A 20443-nucleotide genomic window follows, 5' to 3' on the forward strand; every position below is an offset into this window, starting at 1 on the left:
CGTCGCCCGTGGCAGCCCGCAACGGCCAGATGACCCCTTCCAAAACACGTTCTCAGGCGCAGCGTAAAAGGGTGTGTGCGGAGCCTGAGACGTGGCGCAGCCCCGCCCAGGACCCAGAGGGAAGCCGAGGAGACGTGTCACAGCCCCGCTCAGGACTAGTGCCGCGACGAGGAGATCAGCACCCGCTTCAGGGCCTCGAACTCCTCCAGGCACTTCCCGCTGCCCACCGCCACCGAGTGCAGCGGGTTGTCAGCGGTGTGGATCGGCATCCCGGTCTCGTGCTTCAGGCGCTCGTCGAGGCCGTGAAGCAGGGCACCACCCCCGGTGATGACGATGCCCTTGTCCATGATGTCGGCGGCGAGCTCGGGCGGGCAGCGGTCAAGGGTGGACTTGACCGCGTCCACGATCGAGTTGACGGGCTCCTCGATGGCCTTGCGCACCTCTTCGGCGCTCACGATGATCGTCTTCGGCAGGCCGCTGACCAGGTCACGCCCGCGGATCTCGGCGTGGTTCTCGTCCGGCAGCGGGAACGCGCTGCCGATCGCCATCTTGATCTCCTCTGCGGTGCGCTCGCCGAGCATCAGCGAGTACTCCTTCTTCACGTAGTTCACGACCGACTCGTCGAGCTCGTCGCCACCGATGCGGATGGACGCGCTGGTCACGATCCCGCCGAGGGAGATCACCGCGACCTCGGTGGTGCCGCCGCCGATGTCCACGACCATGTTCCCGGCGGGTTCGTGCACCGGCAGGCCGGCCCCGATCGCGGCGGCCATCGGCTCCTCGATGATGTAGGCGGCACGCGCGCCGGCCTGGATGGAAGCCTCCTCCACCGCGCGTTGCTCCACGCCGGTGATCCCCGACGGCACGCAGACGACGACCCGGGGCTTGTTCAGGAAGGTCATGTACCGACGCCGGTGGACCTTCTGGATGAAGTAGCGCAGCATCTTCTCGGTGACGTCGAAGTCGGCGATGACCCCGTCCTTCAACGGCCGGATGGCGACGATGTGTCCGGGGGTGCGCCCGATCATGCGCTTGGCCTCCGAGCCGACCGCCAGGATGGCCCCGTTCTTGGTGTTGATCGCCACCACGGAGGGCTCGTTGAGCACGATGCCGCGACCCCGCACGTACACGAGGGTGTTGGCGGTGCCAAGATCCACGGCGATATCACGGCCGAAGAACTGGACAGCGGACCAGGCGTTCTGCGCCATCAAGCTCCCTGGGGGGGAAGGGACGTCAGCGGGCGGGGGAAAGGAAGACGACAGTCTATCGGGCTGCCGAGCACGCTACCGTGTCGAGCGTACAGGCCCGGACGCGATCGCAGTAGTGCGATGTTCGCCCATGCGGGCCCCGGCCGCCGCCCGTGTCGCCAGCCGCCTCCGCCCTAGAGCACGCCGAGGCGCGCGAGGCTGGCCCAGTCGGGGTCGCCGATGACCAGGTGGTCGAGCAGCTCGACCCCGAGGGTGGCGCCGGCCTGGGCGAGTCGGCGGGTCAAGGCCCGGTCGTCCGCACTCGGGGTCTCGTCCCCGCTCGGATGGTTGTGCGCGAGGAAGATGGCGCTGGCCCCGACCAGCAGCGCGTCGCGGTAGACCTCCCGCGGCGCCATGAACGTGTGGTCGGCGGTGCCGACCGACACGGTGGCCACACCGAGGAGGCGGTGCTTGACGTCGAGGGTGACGAGCAGGCAGTGCTCGCGGTCGCGGCCGGCCAGGAACGGCGCGACGAGCGCCGCGGCGTCCTCCGGGCTGGTGATCTGGGCCCGGGCGGCCGGTGGCCCAGGTCGAAAAGCGCGCCCGGGTTCCGTCGTGCAGGTGGGGCAGGTGGGGACAACCGACGCGGTGACGGCCACGGGCAGCTCCTCGGTGGGTGGGGACCCGAGCATCCCACGTCACGGAAGCCGGGTGGCGAAGCGGTGTGCCCGGCTGGGGAAAAAGCCGGACGGCCCCCCGGCCGGGCGGGCTGGGGGGCCCGTCCGGTGCGTGTCAGGTCCTAGCCGCGCAGGCGCAGCACCCCGGCGCCCATCGCCAGGAACGCGAGGCCGCCGATCAGGGCCGGAGCCCCACCGGTGCGGGGCAGCTGTGCGCCGGTGCCCCCCGGCGCGCTCACGGTCGGTCCGGTGAAGTCCAGGCCGCCGTCGACCGCTTGGCCGTCACAGTCCGCGGTGATCCGCAGCTGCTCGGCGAACTGCGACTGGTCCGGGGCGTTGGCCGGCACCTGGACCTCGATGGTCAGCTGCACGGCCTCCCCGGGTGCGATGGGTCCGATGTTCTCCCAGATCACCGTGCCGATCGTGTCGGCGACCTCGACGCTGTCCGCCGTGGGGGTCGTCGAGACGATGGCGAAGCCGCTCGGCCCGGTGATCGTGTCGGACACCCGCACGCCGTTCAGCGTGCAGGTGTCGTCGCTGTTCGGCACGTTGATGTTGTAGGTGAAGGTGTCACCGGGGCTCACCGTGTCCGACGACGCGGTCTTGCTGACGTCGGCCAGCGGGTCACGGTCGCAGTCCGCGGACGCCTCGGCGTGCGACACGATCAGGTCCTGGTCGCCCAGGATCTCGCCGAGCGAGCCGGAGATCGTGAGCCGCAGCGCGTTGACGAAGACGGTGTCGGAGCCGTCGGTCGTGCCCGTCCCGCCGTCCCAGTTGGTCTCCCACCCGATCAGGCGGATCCCGAGCTCGGGGACCTCCAGGATCACGTCGTTGGGCTGGTCGACCAGGACGTCGAGGCTGGAGTCGCCGAGCAGCGGCTCCAGCCCGTCGGTGACCGGGTCGAGCAGGTCGATGACGCCCTGCAGCTCCTCCAGGGGCAGCGCGCTGCCGGCGAGCGTGGCGTTCTGGACCACGGAGCTCGTGGAGAACTGCGTCTGGCCCGCCACGCAGGTGGCCACGGCCTCGGCCGCGACCAGGTCGGCGGTCAGCAGATCGCCTTCCAGCGCCGCGAGCTCCTCGGTCGCCGCATACCCCCGGCCGTTGACCGTGCCGGTGTGCAGGTTGGGCTCGACCGTGGACGCGACGCGGGCATCGGCCTCCGCGACCGCGGTCCCCGAGTACAGGAGCTCGTCGAGCGGAACCTCGACTAGCACGTCGCGGTCTTCCTCATCGGGGGGGATGGCCGCCTCGACCTGCGGCTCGGGGCCGAGTGGGACCAGGCCCGTCAACGAGATCCCGAACGCGGACCCTCTGGCGCTGTCCGCATCGTCAGCGACGGCCGGTAGCGCCCCCGCGACGACCAGCGACAGCGCGCAGAGCGCGACGAGTAGCGACTTCTTCTTCGTAGTGCGCATTCTGCTCCCATAACGTCGAGGGTCACACGGGGTACGAGCGGGGTACGAGCGGGGTACGACCATGTACGTAGGCAGGCGGGTGGTGGGGAAGCCCAGCTGCCGATCGTGGAAGCCTAGACTCTTCGACGGCGCCAGGTCCAGCCTCCGAGACGCATATACCGGACGATTTCAGGCAGAATCCGGGAAAAAATTTGTGATCTCGCGCGCGGCGCTCGCCGTGGAGTCCGATCCGTGCACGATGTTCTCGCCGATAACGGTGGCGAGGTCGCCCCGGATCGAGCCCGGCGTGGCCTCGATGGGGTTGGTCGCGCCCATGAGCGCACGGGCGGCCGCGATGGCCTCCGCACCCTCCACGACCATCGCCACGAGCGGTCCGCCGGTGATGAAGTCCACGAGCTCGCCGAAGAACGGCTTGTCGGCGTGCTCGCCGTAGTGCTCCTCGGCCAGCGCACGGTCGACGGTGCGCAGATCCATCCGCGCGATGGCGAGCCCCTTGCGCTCGATGCGGGCGACCACCTCGCCGATCAGGCCGCGGCGGACGCCGTCGGGTTTGACGAGGACCAGTGTGCGTTGATGGCTCATGGGTCGGCAGGCTATCCGCTCCGGCGCCCCCGCTCCCAACCCGGCCCCACCCGGCCCTACGCCACGCCCAGACCGAGCGCTGCACGGGCGGCCCCGACGGTGTAGAGCGACCCGGTGACGACCACGGCGTCCTCCTCGCCGGCCAGCCCCGAGGCCGCCTCCAGGGCGGTGGCCACGTCGTCGGCGACCTCCACGGTCGCCGTGCGCCGCCCCACCGCCTTCGTGAGCCGATCCGTGGGGGCGGCCCGGCTGCTCGGAGGCGCGGTCAGCACCAGGTGGTCGGCGACCGGCAGCAGCGCGTCGACGATGCCCTCCACGTCCTTGTCCCCGAGCACGCCCAGGACCACCACGCGGTGGCGGAAGGCGAACTCCTCGTGCAGCGCGGTGGCGAGCGCACGGGCCCCCGCGGGGTTGTGCGCGCCGTCGAGCACGACCGTCGAGGCGTCCGTGCGCCGCACGACCTCCAGGCGCCCCGGTGAGCGCACCGCAGCGAATCCCTCCCGGACCACCTCGGGGTCGAGGCCACCGGCGAAGCCGAGGAAGCCCTCCACGGCCGCCAGCGCGCAGGCGGCGTTGTCCGCCTGGTGGACGCCGTGCAACGGCAGGTAGACGCCGGTGACCGCACCGGTCACCCCCCGCAGGTCCAGCTGCTGGCCCCCGACGGCGAGCTCCCGTGATCCGACCCCGAAGTCCCGCCCGGCCACCACCAGGCGCCCGCCGGCTCGCTCGGCGGCGCCAGCGACGATGTCGGCGACCTCGGGCTCCTGCGGGCCCGACACGACCACCGCGCCGTCCTTGATGATCCCCACCTTCTCCTGCGCGACCGCAGGGGCGTCGGACCCCAGCTCGGGATGGTCGACGCTCACGCGAGCCAGGACGGCGACCTCTCCCCGCACGAGGTTGGTCGCGTCCCAGCGACCGCCCATGCCGACCTCGTACACCCCGACGTCGACCGGGCGGTCCGCGAAGGTGGCCATCGCCAGGGCGGTCAGGACCTCGAAGAAGGTGGTGCGGTCGGGGTGGCGGGTGTCGACCTCGGCCAGGAATGGCTCCAGGTAGTCAAGGGCCTCGGCCACGTCGACGCGGCTGATCGGCTCGCCGGCGACGCGGATGCGCTCCCGCAGGTCCTGCAGGTGGGGCGAGGTGAACGTGCCCGCGGACAGACCGAGCGCGCCGAGCAGGCTCGTGACCATCGCGGCGATCGACGTCTTGCCGTTGGTGCCGGTGATCTGGATCGCCGGCACCGCCTGGTCGGGGCGGCCGAGCAGCTCCACGAGGGTCGCCATGCGGTCGAGGTCCGGGACCATGCGGGTGGGCTGGCGGGCGAACAGCCTGGCCACCGCGGCCTCGTAGTCGCCCGCCCCCGTCGCCGCGCCCGGGTCGCCGGCCCCCATCAGGTCAGCGCTTCGAGCTGCGCGGCCAGGGTCGCCGCGGTCGCCCGCCACTCCGCGACCTTGTCCCGCTCGCTCTGCACGACCTGCGCGGGCGCCTTGTCGACGAACCGCTCGTTGGCGAGCTTGCCCTCGGCGCGCGCCACCTCCGCACGCGCCTTGGCGAGCTCGCGCCCGAGCCGCTCGCGTTCCTCACCGAGGTCGAGCAGCCCGGCGAGCGGGATGTGCAGCTCGGCGCCGGTGACCACCACCTTGGCGACCGGGCCTTCGGCCGAGGCTCCGTCGCCGAACGACCACGACCCCACCCCGGCGAGGCGGCGGATGCCGTCGAGGCCGGCCTCCAGCACCGGGCGGCGGGCGGCATCGGCCGCCGCGACCACGTCGATGCGTGCGGACGGCGGCAGCCCGTGGTCGGCACGGAAGCGCCGCAGCCCGGTGACGATCTCCACCACGGCGCCCATGTGCTCCTCCGCCCCGTGGTTGCGGCGACGCGGGTCGGGGCCGGGCCAGGCCGCGCGCATGATGGTCTCCTGGTGCCCGGCACGCGCCAGCGTGCGCCAGATCTCCTCGGTGACGAACGGGGCGATGGGGTGCAGCAGGCGCAGGACCACGTCGAGGACATGGACCAGGACCTGCTTGGCGGCGGCGTCCTCGCGCAGCTTGGCGAGCTCCAGGTACCAGTCGCAGTACTCGTCCCAGATGAAGTGGTACAGCGCCTGCCCGGCACGCGCCAGGTCGTAGGCGGCAAACGCCTCGTCCACCTCCGCGCGCGCACGCTCGAGCCGCGACAGGACCCAGCGATCCTCCATGGCCAGCACCCCGTCTGGGGGCAGGCCAGTCGCCGGGGGGGCGTCACCGACGGTCATCAGCACGAAACGGGCAGCGTTCCACAGCTTGTTGGCGAAGCGGCGGGCGCCCTCGACCCACTCCTCGGCCAGCGCGACGTCCTGGCCCGGCGAGGCGGCGCGCAGCAGCGCGAAGCGCAGGGCGTCGGCGCCGTAGCGGTCGATGAGGTCCAGGGGGTCGATGACGTTGCCGAAGCTCTTGGACATCTTCTTGCCATGCTTGTCACGGACGAGACCGTGGTTCAGCACGTGGCGGAACGGCACCTCGTCCATGAACCGCAGCCCCATCATGAGCATGCGCGAGACCCAGAACGTGTTGATGTCGTAGGCGGTGACCAGCACGGTCCCCGGATACCAGGTCGCGAGCTCGGGGGTGGTGCTGCCCGGTCCGACCCATCCCTGGGTGGAGAACGGCCACAGCGCCGAGGAGAACCACGTGTCGAGCACGTCGGGGTCCTGGACCAGTCCCAGCGCCTCGACCTCCTCGGGCGTGGGGTCCTCGGCCAGCACGTGGACCGCCCCGTCGCGGTCGTACCAGGCGGGGATCTGATGGCCCCACCACAGCTGGCGCGAGATGCACCAGTCGTGCAGGTTCTCCAGCCAGGCGAGGAACCCGGCGGTGTTGCGCTCGGGTACGAAGGTGGTGCGCCCGCCCCGGATGGCGGCGATGGCCGCGGCGGCCAAGGGCGCCACCTTGACGAACCACTGCTCGGACAGGCGCGGCTCGACGATGGTGCCGCACCGCTGGCAGTGCCCGACGGGGCGGCTGTGCTCCTCGACGCCCACCACCAGCCCGAGGGCGTCGAGGTCGGCGACCACCCGCGTGCGCGCCTCGAGCCGGTCCAGGCCCTCGTAGGGGCCGCCGTTGGCGTTGATCGTGGCCTGGTCGGTCATGACGTCGACGACGTCCAGGCCGTGGCGCTGCCCGATCTCGTAGTCGTTGGGGTCGTGGGCGGGGGTGACCTTGACCGCGCCGGTCCCGAACGCGGGGTCGACGTGATGGTCGGCCACCACGGGGATCTCACGGTCGAGCAGCGGCAGCACGACCGTGGTGCCCACCAGGTGGGCGTAGCGCTCGTCGTCGGGGTGCACGGCCACGCCCGTGTCGCCGAGCATGGTCTCGGGCCGCGTGGTGGCCACGACCACCCCCGGACCGCCGTCCGCGGCGGGGTAGCGCAGGGACGTCAGCTCGCCAGGCTCGTCGGCGTGCTCCACCTCGATGTCCGACAGCGCCGTCGCGCAGCGAGGGCACCAGTTGATGAGTCGGTTGCCCCGGTAGATGAGCCCCTCGTCGTGCAGCTCGACGAACACCGCCCGGACCGCCCGGCTGCGGGGCTCGTCCAACGTGAAGGCATCGCGGTCCCAGTCGCACGACGTGCCGAGGCGACGCATCTGGCGCAGGATCGTGTCGCCCGACTGCTGCTTCCAGGCCCACACCCGCTCGACGAACGCCTCCCGGCCGAGGTCGTCGCGGGACAGCCCGTCCGCCGCCAGCTGGCGCTCGACGACGTTCTGGGTGGCGATGCCCGCGTGGTCGGTGCCGGGCTGCCACATGGCGTTGCGCCCGGCCATGCGCGCCTGGCGGGTCAGCGCGTCCTGCACCGAGTGGTTCAGTGCATGGCCCATGTGCAGCGATCCGGTCACGTTCGGCAGCGGGATCATGATGGCGAACGGCTCGCCGGGGGCGTCGGGCTCCGCGTGGAAGAAGCCGGACCGCTCCCACCACGGGTACAAGCGGCCCTCGACCTCGGTCGGGTCGTACGTCTTCGCAAGCTCGGTCATGATGGGCTGCCCCGTCGGGTGCCGCGGCGTCGCGTCGTGGTGACCATCAGCGCAGTCTACGAGCGCCCGCACGCCGCACCCACGCGGCGGCCGGCGAGGGCTAGCGCGGCGGGGCGTGCGGGTCGGTGACCCGCACCAGGTCGGTGCCGTCGAACAGGTACAGCCGGCCCCGGGCGTCGAGGCGCAGGGGCGGGTTGGGCGTGAACGCCACGTGGGCGATGCCGGTCATCAGCGGGGTGGGGTACAGGGTGCGCAGGTGGCACTTCACGAGGCGTCGGCCGTCGACGGCGTAGACGGCGTCGCCGTGCACGAGCACCTCGCCCGTGCGCCCCCCGGCGAGCGTGACGGTCTTGGTGACCTCCCGGGTGGTGGCGTCCAGCCGGAAGAGGGTGGCGTTGCGGGTCAGGCCGTAGATGGCCCGGTCGCGGCAGGCCAGACCCGAGATGCGGCCGCCGCCGGGGACCGGGACCGTCTCCCACAGCCGCCGCCCGGTGCGCGGGTCGAGGGCGACCAGGCGCGCGTCGTCGCCGACGCCGCCCAGCACCGCCGCCCCCTCGAACGCCGTGACGGCGTTGGGCTCCTGGCCCTCGCCCAGCGGGTCGGCGTGCACGTGGAGCAGCGTCCCGCTGCTGTCGGTCACCACGAGCGCGCCGCCTCCGGTGAAGTCGGCGTTGGCGGCGATCAGCAGGAGGCCCGCCTCGGCGTCGTGGTGGATCGCCCGGGGCCGGTTGTAGGCGTCGGGCCAGTCGGCCACCTGCTCTGCGTGCCAGGCCGGCCCGCCGGTGGTCCGCCAGAGCTGGCCGCTCGGATAGGTCGCAAGGTAGGCCGCCGGCCCGATGGCGGTCGCGGTCTTGACCTCCCCGGAGACCACCATCCGCCGCGCCCCGCTGCCCCGGCCGCCGTGCACCTGCGCGGCGTTGTTGGTGCCGACCACGACCACGGCGTCGTCCCCGGCCGCCTCGGGCCCGATCACCGCCAGGGACTGGGGCCGCTCCACGCCCCCCTCGGCCCCGGCCGCGAGCAGGTCGGTGCGGATGACGCCACCCGACTCCAGGTCGTAGTCGAACACCACGCCGGGGGCGGTCACGCCGACCAACGCCGTCCCGAGGCGCCGGGTGCGCCGGGTCGGCGTGCTCGCCACGGGGGTGGCCAGGGACGCCAGCTCGCCGCGGTCCTGATCGAACCCGTACAGCGTGCCCGAGGAGATCCCGCTGAAGTAGACCATCCGCTCGTGGAACGCGATCGCGCCGATGGCGTGCTCCCCGCCCGGGTCGATGATCCGGTAGTCGGCGGGGTCGTCGCGGTCGAGCAGCCCGATGGCGGCGGGCTGGTCCTGGGTGCCCGCGGCGATGACCTCGCCCGACACCGCGAGGCTGTAGACCCCGACCCCCCCGGCGAGCTCGCGCGGCAGGATGTGGCGCGCGGCACCCGACGACCGGTCGATGGCCACCAAGCCAGCCTGCTTGCGGCCGAGGCCGACGTAGAGGGTGTGGGCGGTGGCCGCCAGGGCCGTGACCTCGCTGCCGCTGGTGTCCTCGAAGCGCAGCTCGCTGACCGCCCCGGTGTCGGGCCGCCAGGCGTGGACCACCCCCGACCGGGTGGTCCCCAGGTAGACGACCTGCCCGTCGGGCCCGACCGCCATGGACAGGTACACGGCCTTGACCGGCCGGAAGCCCTCGAGCGTGCGGGCGTCCGTGTCGAAGCGGTACAGGTTGTCCTCGCCGTCGCCCGTGCCCCACATCGCGAGGTACAGCCGCCGGCCGATGGTCGCCATCCCCCAGCACCGCAGACCGGTGGGGATCCGGCGCGTGGCCGTCACCACCCGGCGGGCCGGGTCGTACTCGGCGAGCAGCGCGGGCTGCAGGCCCAGGGTGACGACGTAGAGGCGGTCGCCCACCCACTCGGCGGCGTTGGCGGGAAAGCCGCTGGCAGCCGGGCCGAGGTTGTCGATCACGTGGGGTTGGCCGCTATGCGGAGCGCTTCTTGCGGCGCTCGTCCTCCTCGGTGCGGCGCACCAGGGTGGGGTTGACCTTCTCGCGGACCGATTCGCCAGTGATCAGGCACTCGCCGACGTCGTCGAGAGACGGCAGCTCGTACATCGTGTTGAGCAGCACCTCTTCGAGGATCGCGCGCAGCCCGCGGGCGCCGGTGGAGCGCAGGATCGCCTGGTCGGCGATCGCCTCCAGGGCGTCGTCGGAGAAGTCGAGCTGCACGTTGTCGTACTCGAAGAACTTCTTGTACTGCTTGACCAGCGCGTTCTTCGGTGCGGTCAGGATCTCGATGAGCGCCGCGCGTTGGAGCTCCTCGACGTTGGTGACCACCGGCAGACGACCGACGAACTCCGGAATCAGGCCGTAGCGGATGAGGTCCTCGGGCAGGACCCGCGAGTGCAGGTCCGACAGGTCCTTGTCGTGGGTCCCGCGCACGTCGGCCCCGAAGCCGACCCCGCGCCGGCCGATGCGCTGCTCGACGACCTGCTCGAGCCCCGCGAAGGCCCCCCCGCAGATGAACAGCACGTTGGTGGTGTCGATCTGGATGAACTCCTGGTGGGGGTGCTTGCGACCCCCCTGGGGCGGCACCGAGGCGACCGTGCCCTCCAGGATCTTCAGCAGCGCCTGCTGCACACCCTCCCCTGACACGTCACGGGTGATGGACGGGTTCTCCGACTTGCGGGCGATCTTGTCGACCTCGTCGATGTAGATGATCCCGGTCTCGGCCTTCTTGACATCGAAGTCCGCCGCCTGGATGAGCTTCAGCAGGATGTTCTCGACGTCCTCGCCGACGTAGCCCGCCTCGGTCAGGGCGGTCGCGTCGGCGATGGCGAACGGCACGTTCAGCAGGCGCGCCAGGGTCTGGGCCAGCAGGGTCTTGCCGGAACCGGTCGGGCCGAGCAGCAGGATGTTGGACTTGGCGAGCTCGACCTCCTCCTCGCGCGGCGTGTGGGTCCCCCCCACGACCGCGCCCCCCACCCGGATGCGCTTGTAGTGGTTGTAGACCGCGACCGCGAGGGTCTTCTTCGCGGTGTCCTGCCCGACGACGTAGTCGTTCAGGAACTGGTAGATCTCCACGGGCTTGGGCAGGTCGCCGGGGACGAGCTCGGGCGCGTCGGCGAACTCCTCCTCGATGATCTCGTTGCAGAGATCGATGCACTCGTCGCAGATGTAGACGCCGGGACCGGCGATCAGCTTTTTGACCTGCTTCTGGGACTTGCCGCAGAAGGAGCACTTCAGCAGGTCGCCGCTCTCACCGAACTTCGCCATCCGCTTCGCTCGTCCCTTCCGCTGCCCGCTGCTCTGGTGGTCATCGTAGCGAACCTGTCGCCCGCATACAGGAACCCCCGACGGGCTAGCTGGCCTTCAGGGCCTTCTCCTGCACCTTCCGCGACTCGATGACCCCGTCGATCAGGCCGTAGGTCTTGGCCTGCTCGGCGGTCATGATGAAGTCGCGGTCGGTGTCCTTGGAGATCTTCGCGACCTCCTGACCGGTCTTGCCCGCCAGGATCTGGTCGAGCAGGTCACGGATGCGCTGGATCTCGCGAGCCTGGATCTCGATGTCGACCGACTGGCCCTCGGCCCCGCCCTGCGGCTGGTGCAGCAGCACGCGGCTGTGGGGGGTGGCGAAGCGCTTGCCCTTGGCGCCCGCGGCGAGCAGGACCGCGGCCGCGCTCGCGGCCTGCCCGAGGCAGAAGGTGCCGATGTCGGGCTTGATGAACTCCATGGTGTCGTAGATCGCCAGCGCGGAGGTGACCGAGCCGCCCGGGGAGTTGATGTAGATGTTGATGTCCTTGTCGGGGTCCTCGCCCTCCAGGTGCAGCAGCTGGGCCATCATGACGTTGGCGATCTCGTCGTTGATGGGCGTGCCGAGGAAGATGATGCGCTCCTTCAGCAGCCGCGAGTAGATGTCGAACGAGCGCTCCCCGCGGTTGGTCTGCTCGATGACCATGGGGACGAGGTAGCTGGTCGCGGGGTCCGCCTGTGACATCTGCGTGCTCCTTGGAAGATGGGTCCTGGCAACGATACCGCTCACCGCTGCTCGTCGTCGGCGCCGTCCACGTCCTCAGGCGCCTCGCCGACCTGCTCGACGGGCGCGGCCTCGGGCTCCTCTGGCGGTGGCCCGGACAGCACCTGCACGGTCGACACCATGTGGTCGATGGTGCGCCGGCGGAAGGCGTCGGAGATCAGGGCGCTCACCCGGTCGGGGTGGCCCATGAAGTCGGCGAGCTCGTTCGGGTCGCGGCCCAGCCGCAGCGCCTGTGCCGCGACCTCCCCCCGCAGGTCGTCGCGCCCGATCTCGATGCCGGCGTCGCGGCCGACGGCGTCGATCACCAGCTGGGCCTTGACCGCCTCCTTGGCCTCGTCCTCGAATTGCGCGAGCAGCTCCTCGTTACTGACGCCGGCCGCCTGCAGGAACTGCTCGTAGGTCATCCCGTACTGCTCGGCCTGCTGGTTCACCCGGTCGATGCGAAACCGCAGCTCCTCCTGCACCATCGACTCGGGCTGGGGGATGTCGACCAGCTCGCAGACGGACTGGACCACCCGGCCGCGCAGCGCGGTCTCGGCCTGCTGGCGCTTCTCCTTGGCGAGGTGCCTGCGCAGCTCCTCGCGCAGCTCGTCCATGGTGTCGAACTCGCTGGCGTCGGCGGCGAACGCGTCGTCGAGCTCGGGCAGGACCCGGGCCTTGATCTCCTTGACGATGGCGGTGAGCTCGACCTCCTGGCCGGCGCGGTCACCGTAGTCGGGGCCGAGCGTGTCGGTGAACTTCAGGATCGCGCCGGGGGATGCGTCGAGCAGGTTGCGGTCGAGCTCGGAGTCGGACTCCTCCGGGTCGCCGACCTCGTGCAGGGTGTCGTCGGCGGCGACCTCGGGCACCGGCTGGCCGGCGTGCTGGCCGCTCATGCCGAGCAGCACGTGGTCGCCGACCTGCGCCGGCCGCTCGACGGTCTCCAGCGTCGCGAAGCGCTCGCGCAGGCCATCGAGCTGCTCGGCGAGCTCCTCGTCGGTCAGCTCCCAGTCGGGGTGGGGCACCTGCACGTCGGCGTAGTCGGGCACCGCGAACTCGGGGCGCACCTCGATGGTCGCCGTGAAGACCGCGTCCTTGCCATCCTCGAAGGTGTCGAGGTCGAACTCGGGGGGGCCGACGGCGTCGATCTCCTCGGCCTGCGCCGCCTCGCTGTAGAACTGGGGCAGGGCGTCGCGCAGGGCCTCCTGGGCGATCGCGTCCTTGCCCACTCGGCTCTCGAGCACCTTGCGCGGCACGCGGCCCGGGCGGAAGCCCGGCACCTTGATCTCGCCGGCCAGGCGTTGGGCTGCGGTGTCGATGGCCTCGGTCACCCGCTCGGACTCCACGGTCACGGACAGCTTGACGGTCGTGTCGTCGACGCGCTCGACGCTGGTCTTCAACGGGACACCTTGCCTGGGAGGGAGGAAGCGGTCGGCCCATCGTAGGAGCGCCGCATCGCAGGGCGCCAATGGCGGTCGGGGGAAAGGCGCGCTACTCGCCAGCCACCGTGGAGCAGCCCGGCCAGCGCGCCCACGTAGGCGTCGAGGTCGTCCAGGCGGTGCAGGTTGCCCACGACGATGCGGTCGTCGACGTCGGCGCAGCAGCCCAAGGCCGGCGGTCAGCTCGGGGTCGACGGCGTCGGGGCCGCCGCTCGGGGGTGTGGTGTCCACGACCACGACGGGACTGCCCGCGCTCGGCTGGCGGATGCGCTCGCTGTGGCCTGGTTTGGATCCGCCGGGGGGACGGTACGGTCGCACGGTATGACTCCGGCTGCACCAGGCGAACCCGCCGGCGTCGGAGAGCGGCGAGCCCGCGCCGAGGTCTGGGTGGCCGCGCTCGTGAACGTGGTGTTCGTGGCGGCCGAAGCCCTCAAGCGCGGGCTGCCGTGGCTGTACCGGGCCACCCGGGCCACCGCCGAGGGGGTGGCGCGCGCCGTGGACGGCATCGCCCGTGGGGTCACGGCCGTCACGCGCGTGGTGCCGCCCGCGCTGGGGGCCGTCGAGGCCCGGGCGGTCCCCGCCCTCGTGTGGCTCGGCTGGGCGCTGGGCGCGACGAGCGCCTGGGCTCTCGACCGCGTCGCGCGGTCCTGCCCCCCGGTGGGCCGGGCCATGGCCAGGCCGGTTGGCGCCGCGGTGGACGCGCTGGCCCGGGCAAGCACCGCTGGCGCACGGTTCGTGGCACCCCGCCTGCCCCGCTCCGGCACGGTCGCGAGGGTCGCCTTCGCGTTCGTGGTCGTCGTCGGCGCGGCCGCCGTGGTGGCCCAGCCCGCCCTGGAGCTGGCCGCGAGGATGGTCGACCTCGACGACGCCGCCCCGGGCGGGGCCAGCTTCCCGCCGCTCGACGAGCGCTCCACCGTGCTCGCCGCCGACGGTTCGGTGCTGGCCATCCTGCACGGCGAGATCGACCGGCGCGTGGTGCCGCTGGGCCAGATCCCCGAGCACATGCGACACGCGGTGATCACCGCGGAGGACCGGCGGTTCACCGAGCACGAGGGCTACGACCCGGTGGGGATCGCCCGAGCCCTCACCGCCAACCTGCAGGCCGGCGAGGTGGTGCAGGGCGGCTCCACCATCACCCAGCAGCTAGCCAAGCAGAACTACGTCGGCGACGAGCGCGTGCTCACCCGCAAGGCCAGCGAGCTGGTGCACGCGGTCGCGCTCGAGCAGGCGCTGTCGAAGGACGAGCTGCTGGAGCGCTACCTGAACCAGGTCTACTTCGGCCGGGGCGCCTACGGCATCGCCGCAGCCGCCGAGCAGTTCTTCGCCCTGCCCCCCGAGGAGCTCACCATCGATCAGGCCGCGCTGCTCGCGGGCATGATCCGCTCCCCCAACGCCCTGGATCCGCTCGACCACCCCGCCGCGGCCCGGCAGCGGCGGGACCAGGTGCTCGCGGCCATGGCCGAGGAGGGCTACCTCGACGCGGACACGGCCGCCGCTGCCGCGACCCAGCCCGCGGAGGTCCTGGAGCCGCGCGCTCGGGTGGTGGCCGAGCCCCACGTCGTCGAGGCGGTCAAGCGGGAGTTCCTCGCCGACGAGCAGTTCGGCGAGACCCGCGAGGAGCGTGCCCGCCTCCTGTTCACGGGCGGGCTGACCATCGCCACGACCGTCGACCCCCGCCTGCAGGCTGCCGCCGCCGAGGCGGTCACCACCCACATCCGAGCCGGCGCGGGGCCGACCGCCGCGATCGCCGTCGTCGAACCGGCCAGCGGCAACGTCCGCGCCCTGCACAGCGGCGCCGACTTCGCTGGCGAGCAGTTCGATTACGCGACGCAGGGACGCCGTCAGCCGGGCAGCGCGCTGAAGCCCTTCGTGCTGGCTGCCGCCGTGGAACGCGACGGGCGGCTCCCCACCGGGCTGCCCGGCCGCAGCCCGGCGACGTTCACCGGGCCGGGCCTCGTCGAGCCCTGGGAGGTCTCCAACTACCGCGGCGCCGACTACGGCGACCTCGGCGGGCGAGACGCCCTGGTGCGCAGCGTCAACACGGCGTTCGCCGACCTGATCATGGACGTCGGCCTCGACACGGTGGTCGACGTCGCGGGACGCGTCGGCATCGACGTCGATGCGGCCTTCGGGCCGGCGGACACGCGTGGCCCGTCCATCGCCCTCGGTGGCCTGACCCACGGCGTGTCGCCGCTGGAGCTGGCCTCGGCCTACGGAGCGTTCGCCCACGGGGGCATCCACGTCCGACCGCACCTGATCGAGCGGGTCACCGAGCGTGACAGCACCGCGTTCATGCAGCACCGGCCCCGCGCCGTGCGGGCTCTCGACGAGGACACCAACGCCACCATGGTGGAGGCCCTGCAGGCCGTGGTGCGCCGTGGGACGGGGCAGCGGGCCCGCCTCACCGGCTGGGAGCCCATCGGCAAGACCGGGACCACCCAGGACAGCGCGGACGCCTGGTTCGTCGGTGCCGTGCCGGGGCTGTCCGCGGCGGTGTGGGTGGGCCACCCCGACGCGCGCACCCCGATCCCGGGCCTCACCGGCGGGTCCCTGCCCGCGCCGATCTGGCGCCAGCTCATGACCGATGCCCTGAGTGACAGGGATCCGGTCGCGTTCCAGGACGACTGACCCGACCGGTCCGGGGCTGCGTCACCGGTCGCGTCAGCGGTCTATGCTGGCCCGCACGGGACGTAGCGCAGCTTGGCAGCGCGCCGCCTTTGGGTGGCGGAGGTCGTGGGTTCGAATCCCGCCGTCCCGACTGGGGGTGCTCGGCCGTGGCCTGCACGTGAGGAGGGACACCGTGGCGGACAAGGGCGCCGACCGGCGGCGATGGATGCTCGACGCCGTCGAGCGCCAGGCCCATGTCGTGGACGCGCTGGTCGACCAGGCGCACCGCAGCCCCGACCCCGCGGACGCGTGCCTGCACTGGCTCGGCGCCGAGCGGCAGGCGCAGCGCTACCTCCGCAACGCCCGGCCGCGTCCCGCCATCGCCGAGCGGCTGACCGAGCACCGCGCCGCCCTGGGCGACGCCAGCGACTTGGCGCAGTCCCACCTGGCGGAGGCGGACGCCGCCGTGGTGGCGGCAGCCCGCAGCCGCCTGGGGCTGCGCATCGCGGTGGTCGGCAAGGGGGGAGCGGGCAAGTCGCTGATCTCGGGCACGCTGGCCCGTCTGCTGGCGCGCCGGGGGCGACGGGTCCTGGCCGCCGACCTCGACACCAACCCGGGCCTGGCGTTCTCCCTGGGTGTGCCCGCCACCGAGGGCGCCCTACCGCCCGCGGTGCTGGAGGAGCATCCAGGCGCGAGCTACGGCTGGCGGCTGCGCAGCGGCGTGACGCCTGCCGAGGCCGTGGAGGCCCATGCCCTGGCGGCCCCCGACGGGGTGCGGTTCATGAGCCTCGGCAAGCTCGGTGACCCCAAGTGGGGAGCCACGCAGGGGCCGCGCGACACGGTCGTGGCGATGCGCGAGCTGATCGCCGGCTTCGGCGAGCCCGGTTGGGACGTGATCGGCGACCAGGAGGCGGGGCCGACGACCCCCTTCGAGCGCTACCACGCCTTCGCCGAGCAGGTCGCCATCGTGGTCACCCCCACCTGGGTGTCGGCCATGACCGCGCGCCGGCTGCTGCCCATGGTCGACGACGTCGACACGGTGTTCGTGGGCAACCAGTTCCGCGACGAGCCCGACCATCCCGGCATGACCCCGCTGGTGCGCATCCCGATCGACCCGGCCGTCGCCGACGCCGAACGCCGCGGCCTGGCCCCCCTGGACGCCTGCCCCGACTCCCCCACCATCGCCGCCATCGCCCGACTGGCCGACACGCTCACCAACCAGGAGGTCACCTGCAGTCCATCCTCACCGGCCTGACCGCCAGCGGCTACACCCACGACCAACCCCTGCCCGACCGTGCGACAACTCGCCGACACCCTCCTGGGCGCCCCCGTGTAAAGCCCCTGGGCCGACGCTCGGACGGCCGCACCGGTGCGGTCAGCGGCCTACAATGCGGTCGCCCGCGGGCGTAGCTCAATGGTAGAGCCCCAGCCTTCCAAGCTGGTGATGAGGGTTCGATTCCCTTCGCCCGCTCCACACTGGGTCCACCCCCTGGTTACCGGCCGGTAGATGGGGTCTCAGCGACATATCTGTCCCTCCCACCCCATCTACCGCCGGGTAACCTACTGCCCGGGGCGACCTGCTCGACGTCCCCGCAGCGGTTCACGGGGGCCCAACGTCTCCGGTGTCGGGTTGTTCGCCGGTTTCGACAAGGGTCTTGGCTACCTCTCTGAGCTTGATGTTGAGGTGCTGAGAGGCGCGTCGCAGGATGTCGAAGGCCTGGTCGGCGGTGACGCGTTCACGTTCCATGAGGATCCCTTGGGCCTGCCCGATCATCTCGCGGGTGCTGAGTGCGGCGTGCAAGTCGGCCGACCGGCGACTCTCGTCTTCGTGGGTCTGGGCGGAGGAGAAGGCAACGGCGGCAAGCGCCGCGAGGAGCACCGCTCTGGCCCGGTCGAGGACCCCGAAGGCGCTGGGGTACTGGGCGTAGAGGTTGAGCGCCCCGAGCGTGCCGTTGGCGGACAGCGGCACGGCGAGCAGGCTGCGCATCCCTCTCGCCGCCGCCTGAGGGCCGAAGGCAGGCCAGCGGGCATCGGCGTGCAGGTCATCGGCGTACACGATCGTGCCCTGGGTGATCGCGTCGAGGCAGGGCCCTTCGCCGGCGTGGTGCTGGAGGAGATCGACTTCCGCCACGACGGGGTCGGTGTGCACGGGCGTGGTGACCGTGTCTCCCTCGAGGAGGAAGATGCCGGCGTAGTCGCAGCCTTCGACCGTGGCGATCGCCAGTCGTACCACCTCGGCCAGCGTTGCTTGCCCGCTACCGGCGGCGAACAGGGATCGGCACGTCTGGGAGAAGTCGTCGGCCAGCGCGGCGGCGGGGTCCGGTTCGGTGCTGGTGGGTTCGGAGTTCGCCACGGTTTCCTCCGACGTAGCTCGCTCGGCGACTCAGCCTCGCCTGGGGCGACGGGCCAAGCATTGCCGCAGCCCTCCACGAAGAGTAGAGTTGCGATACCTTCGACAGCGAGGGTTCCGCCTCAGGGTGACTCCACGTCACCTGGTTGGTCTTGGGGAGGCGTAACCGTACCATGTGGAGTTCTTCGCTGTCGGGGCTCACCGTCTCTGTCGCGTTCGCAGGCGACCGCGCCGTGCTCGGCATCAGCGGTGAGTTGGACATCCTCAACGCGCCTGACCTGGGCGCACTCGTGGACGCGGTGATCGACCGCGGACATCGGTCCGTGGTGTTGGACCTCGCCACGCTGGACTTCATGGACGCCGCGGGACTGCGGGTGATCGCCCGTGCAGCCCGACGCCTGGAGCCCGCCGCCGGCGAGGTTGCGATCCGCTCGCCCTCGAGGGTGGTCCGCCGCATGCTGGCCCTCACGGGGTTGACGGCGGTCGTTCGCTTGGAGCACCCAGAGCCGGCGCCGGGCCGTCCCGGTCGCGCACCGGCGATCGAGGCGTCGACCGCCACCGCGCCTGACGGTGCCACGCCCCCGCTCACGACGGTCGGGATCATTCCCGCCGACAACGAGGTCATCGCCGGTGCGTTGCGCATGGTGGTGGCCCTCGCCCGGGCCACCGTCGGTGGCGCTGACGGCGTCAGCGTGTAGCTGCGCCGCCACGGGCGCCTAGCAACGGTGGCGGCCAGCGACCAGACCATCTCGGACATGGACGTCGGTCAGTACACCACCGGGCAGGGTCCCTGCGTCGATGCGTCGGTCCAGGGACGCGGGTTCCACGTCGAGTCCCTCGACACCGAGGCCCGCTGGCCGGCCTTCATCCCACGAGCGAAGGCCCTTGGCATCAACGCCATCCTCTCCTCGCCGCTGCTGGCCCGGGAACAGCCTGTGGGGGCGCTCAACATCTACTCGCGCACCTCCGCCGCGTTCACGCCGACAGACCGGAAGCTCGCATCGGTGTTCGCCACCGAGATCTCGACGATCCTCACCGACGCCGGCATGGACCTGGCCGACGATCAGCGCACCGGGCGGGTCAACGAGGCGCTGTTGACCCGACGGGTCATCGCCCAAGCTCAGGGCGCGATCATGCAACGCGACGGCATCGACGAGGACGCCGCCTACACCACCCTGCGCCGCCTGTCGCTCGTGTCCGGCATGACGCTGCGCGAAGAGGCCGACGACGTCCTGGCCGTCGCCTCGGCCCCCTCCCCGCGCCGCGGGACGAAACCAGATCTGCACCACCATGACTGAGGCGCCGACCAACGCCCTCGACCTGTTCCGGCAGGAGGCCGGACTCTCCCAGGGCGAGCTGTGGTGGCGCTACTTCCGGCTGGGAGGCATGAGCGACCCCTTCCAGCTGGACGCCTTCCTGCACGGCGCGCTCCAGCCGACCGCCCACGACGGCGACGTCATCGCCCATGCCCTGAACGAGCGCTTCGGCGAGCAGGGGCGAAACCACCCCGTCCCATACTCAGAGGACCAATCTGAGGTCTAGGATCGGTGCCGGCGTGGCGGGCCTCCCCCGGCGGGAGCTCAGCGCCGGCGGAGCAGGGCGCACAGACCCAGCACGGCCCCCACGTGCACCGCGAGCATGCTGCTGGTCAACCCGGCCCGCTGGGCCAGCCACCCGAACGCGGCGTGCAGCGGCAGGGCACCGGTCAGGGCGGTCACCGCGCTGACCGCCCCTGCCCGGCCGGGCACGGCCGCCAGGGCCCGCGCGTGCAGGATCGGCCAGAGCGGCGCCATCGCGGCGTCCCGCAGGACCACCAGCCCGAGCCTGGGCAGGAACCCGGGGGCCAGCAGCCACGCCGGGTACAACACCAGGGCGGCCAGGGCCGAGGCGAGCAGGACACCGTGCGCGTCGTGGCCGGCCAGCCAGCGGTCGAGCACCACCAGCGCGACGAGCCCTGCCGCCAGTCCGGTCGCCACATGCACCGCGACCAGCGTCTGCGACGCCCCGGCCACATCGCCCAGCCAGACGGGCTCGAAGACCTCGGGCAGGTCGAGGACGTCGAGCAGCGCCAGGGCGCCGATCCATCGCCGCACACCCCGGTCGGCCAGCACCGCGCGCAGGTTCGCGGCAACCTGGGCCCACCGTCGGCCGCCGCCGGAGCTCGGCGCC

Annotated in this window: 17 protein-coding genes and 2 tRNA genes; 7 read left to right on the top strand and 12 right to left on the bottom strand. The window is 72.0% G+C overall.

The features are described from left to right. Positions 1–155: 155 nt before the first annotated feature. The 10 genes from WD250_09285 to tig all read right to left on the bottom strand — a co-directional run bounded on the left by WD250_09285 (position 156) and on the right by tig (position 13278). Complete coding sequence (locus WD250_09285) at positions 156–1208, bottom strand: rod shape-determining protein (protein ID MEX2620402.1); 1053 nt, start codon at positions 1206–1208, stop codon at positions 156–158. A 173-nt stretch (positions 1209–1381) separates the two neighbouring features. Beyond that, positions 1382–1846 (bottom strand): JAB domain-containing protein, encoded by a 465-nt coding sequence (locus tag WD250_09290; protein ID MEX2620403.1) that lies wholly within the window; start codon positions 1844–1846, stop codon positions 1382–1384. 140 nt (positions 1847–1986) lie between these two features. Then, the gene (locus tag WD250_09295) at positions 1987–3279 is read right to left on the bottom strand and encodes a hypothetical protein (GenBank protein ID MEX2620404.1); all 1293 of its coding nucleotides are present in this window, start codon (positions 3277–3279) and stop codon (positions 1987–1989) included. A gap of 168 nt (positions 3280–3447) precedes the next feature. Next, positions 3448–3861 carry a nucleoside-diphosphate kinase gene (ndk, locus tag WD250_09300; GenBank protein ID MEX2620405.1) on the bottom strand — a complete coding sequence of 138 codons (414 nt, stop codon included), beginning with the start codon at positions 3859–3861 and terminating at the stop codon, positions 3448–3450. A 56-nt stretch (positions 3862–3917) separates the two neighbouring features. After that, complete coding sequence (locus tag WD250_09305) at positions 3918–5255, bottom strand: folylpolyglutamate synthase/dihydrofolate synthase family protein (protein ID MEX2620406.1); 1338 nt, start codon at positions 5253–5255, stop codon at positions 3918–3920. Further along, a complete protein-coding gene (locus WD250_09310) occupies positions 5255–7879 on the bottom strand; it encodes a valine--tRNA ligase (protein ID MEX2620407.1) in 2625 nt (874 codons plus the stop codon). Before WD250_09310 ends, WD250_09305 begins: the two co-directional genes overlap by 1 nt. 100 nt (positions 7880–7979) lie before the next feature. After that, the gene (locus WD250_09315) at positions 7980–9833 is read right to left on the bottom strand and encodes a PQQ-binding-like beta-propeller repeat protein (GenBank protein MEX2620408.1); all 1854 of its coding nucleotides are present in this window, start codon (positions 9831–9833) and stop codon (positions 7980–7982) included. A 13-nt stretch (positions 9834–9846) separates the two neighbouring features. Then, positions 9847–11139, bottom strand: a complete 1293-nt coding sequence (gene clpX / locus WD250_09320; protein MEX2620409.1) for an ATP-dependent Clp protease ATP-binding subunit ClpX — start codon at positions 11137–11139, stop codon at positions 9847–9849. 85 nt (positions 11140–11224) lie between these two features. Next, entirely contained in the window at positions 11225–11860 is a 636-nt protein-coding gene (locus WD250_09325; GenBank protein ID MEX2620410.1) for an ATP-dependent Clp protease proteolytic subunit, read from the bottom strand. 41 nt (positions 11861–11901) lie between these two features. After that, on the bottom strand, positions 11902–13278 hold the full coding sequence (tig, locus tag WD250_09330; protein ID MEX2620411.1) for a trigger factor: 1377 nt from the start codon (positions 13276–13278) through the stop codon (positions 11902–11904). A gap of 360 nt (positions 13279–13638) precedes the next feature. Here tig and WD250_09335 point away from each other — a divergent pair, with 360 nt between their 5' ends. From WD250_09335 to WD250_09350, 4 genes are all read left to right on the top strand, one after another. Next, entirely contained in the window at positions 13639–15945 is a 2307-nt protein-coding gene (locus tag WD250_09335) for a transglycosylase domain-containing protein (protein MEX2620412.1), read from the top strand. Between the two features lie 56 nt (positions 15946–16001). Continuing rightward, positions 16002–16075, top strand: a tRNA-Pro gene (locus tag WD250_09340). A 42-nt stretch (positions 16076–16117) separates the two neighbouring features. Further along, positions 16118–17179 carry a hypothetical protein gene (locus tag WD250_09345; GenBank protein MEX2620413.1) on the top strand — a complete coding sequence of 354 codons (1062 nt, stop codon included), beginning with the start codon at positions 16118–16120 and terminating at the stop codon, positions 17177–17179. Positions 17180–17324: 145 nt separating this feature from the next. Next, a tRNA-Gly gene (locus tag WD250_09350) sits at positions 17325–17398 on the top strand. A 126-nt stretch (positions 17399–17524) separates the two neighbouring features. On the opposite strand, the gene WD250_09355 is transcribed toward WD250_09350, so the two are convergent. Continuing rightward, a complete protein-coding gene (locus WD250_09355; GenBank protein ID MEX2620414.1) occupies positions 17525–18277 on the bottom strand; it encodes a GAF and ANTAR domain-containing protein in 753 nt (250 codons plus the stop codon). Between the two features lie 170 nt (positions 18278–18447). Here WD250_09355 and WD250_09360 point away from each other — a divergent pair, with 170 nt between their 5' ends. From WD250_09360 to WD250_09370, 3 genes are read left to right on the top strand one after another with little or no spacing between them, the layout of a single operon-like run. Then, positions 18448–18972, top strand: a complete 525-nt coding sequence (locus tag WD250_09360) for an STAS domain-containing protein (GenBank protein ID MEX2620415.1) — start codon at positions 18448–18450, stop codon at positions 18970–18972. Between the two features lie 27 nt (positions 18973–18999). Continuing rightward, the gene (locus WD250_09365) at positions 19000–19572 is read left to right on the top strand and encodes a GAF and ANTAR domain-containing protein (GenBank protein MEX2620416.1); all 573 of its coding nucleotides are present in this window, start codon (positions 19000–19002) and stop codon (positions 19570–19572) included. Continuing rightward, positions 19565–19816 carry a hypothetical protein gene (locus WD250_09370; GenBank protein MEX2620417.1) on the top strand — a complete coding sequence of 84 codons (252 nt, stop codon included), beginning with the start codon at positions 19565–19567 and terminating at the stop codon, positions 19814–19816. The genes WD250_09365 and WD250_09370 overlap by 8 nt, the downstream gene beginning before the upstream one ends. 38 nt (positions 19817–19854) lie before the next feature. Here the strand turns inward: WD250_09370 and WD250_09375 are convergent. Next, positions 19855–20443: hypothetical protein (locus tag WD250_09375; GenBank protein MEX2620418.1), on the bottom strand; the 589-nt coding region annotated here is incomplete at its 5' end.

It is taken from the genome of Egibacteraceae bacterium (genome assembly GCA_040905805.1).
Classification (GTDB): Bacteria; Actinomycetota; Nitriliruptoria; order Euzebyales; family Egibacteraceae; genus DATLGH01.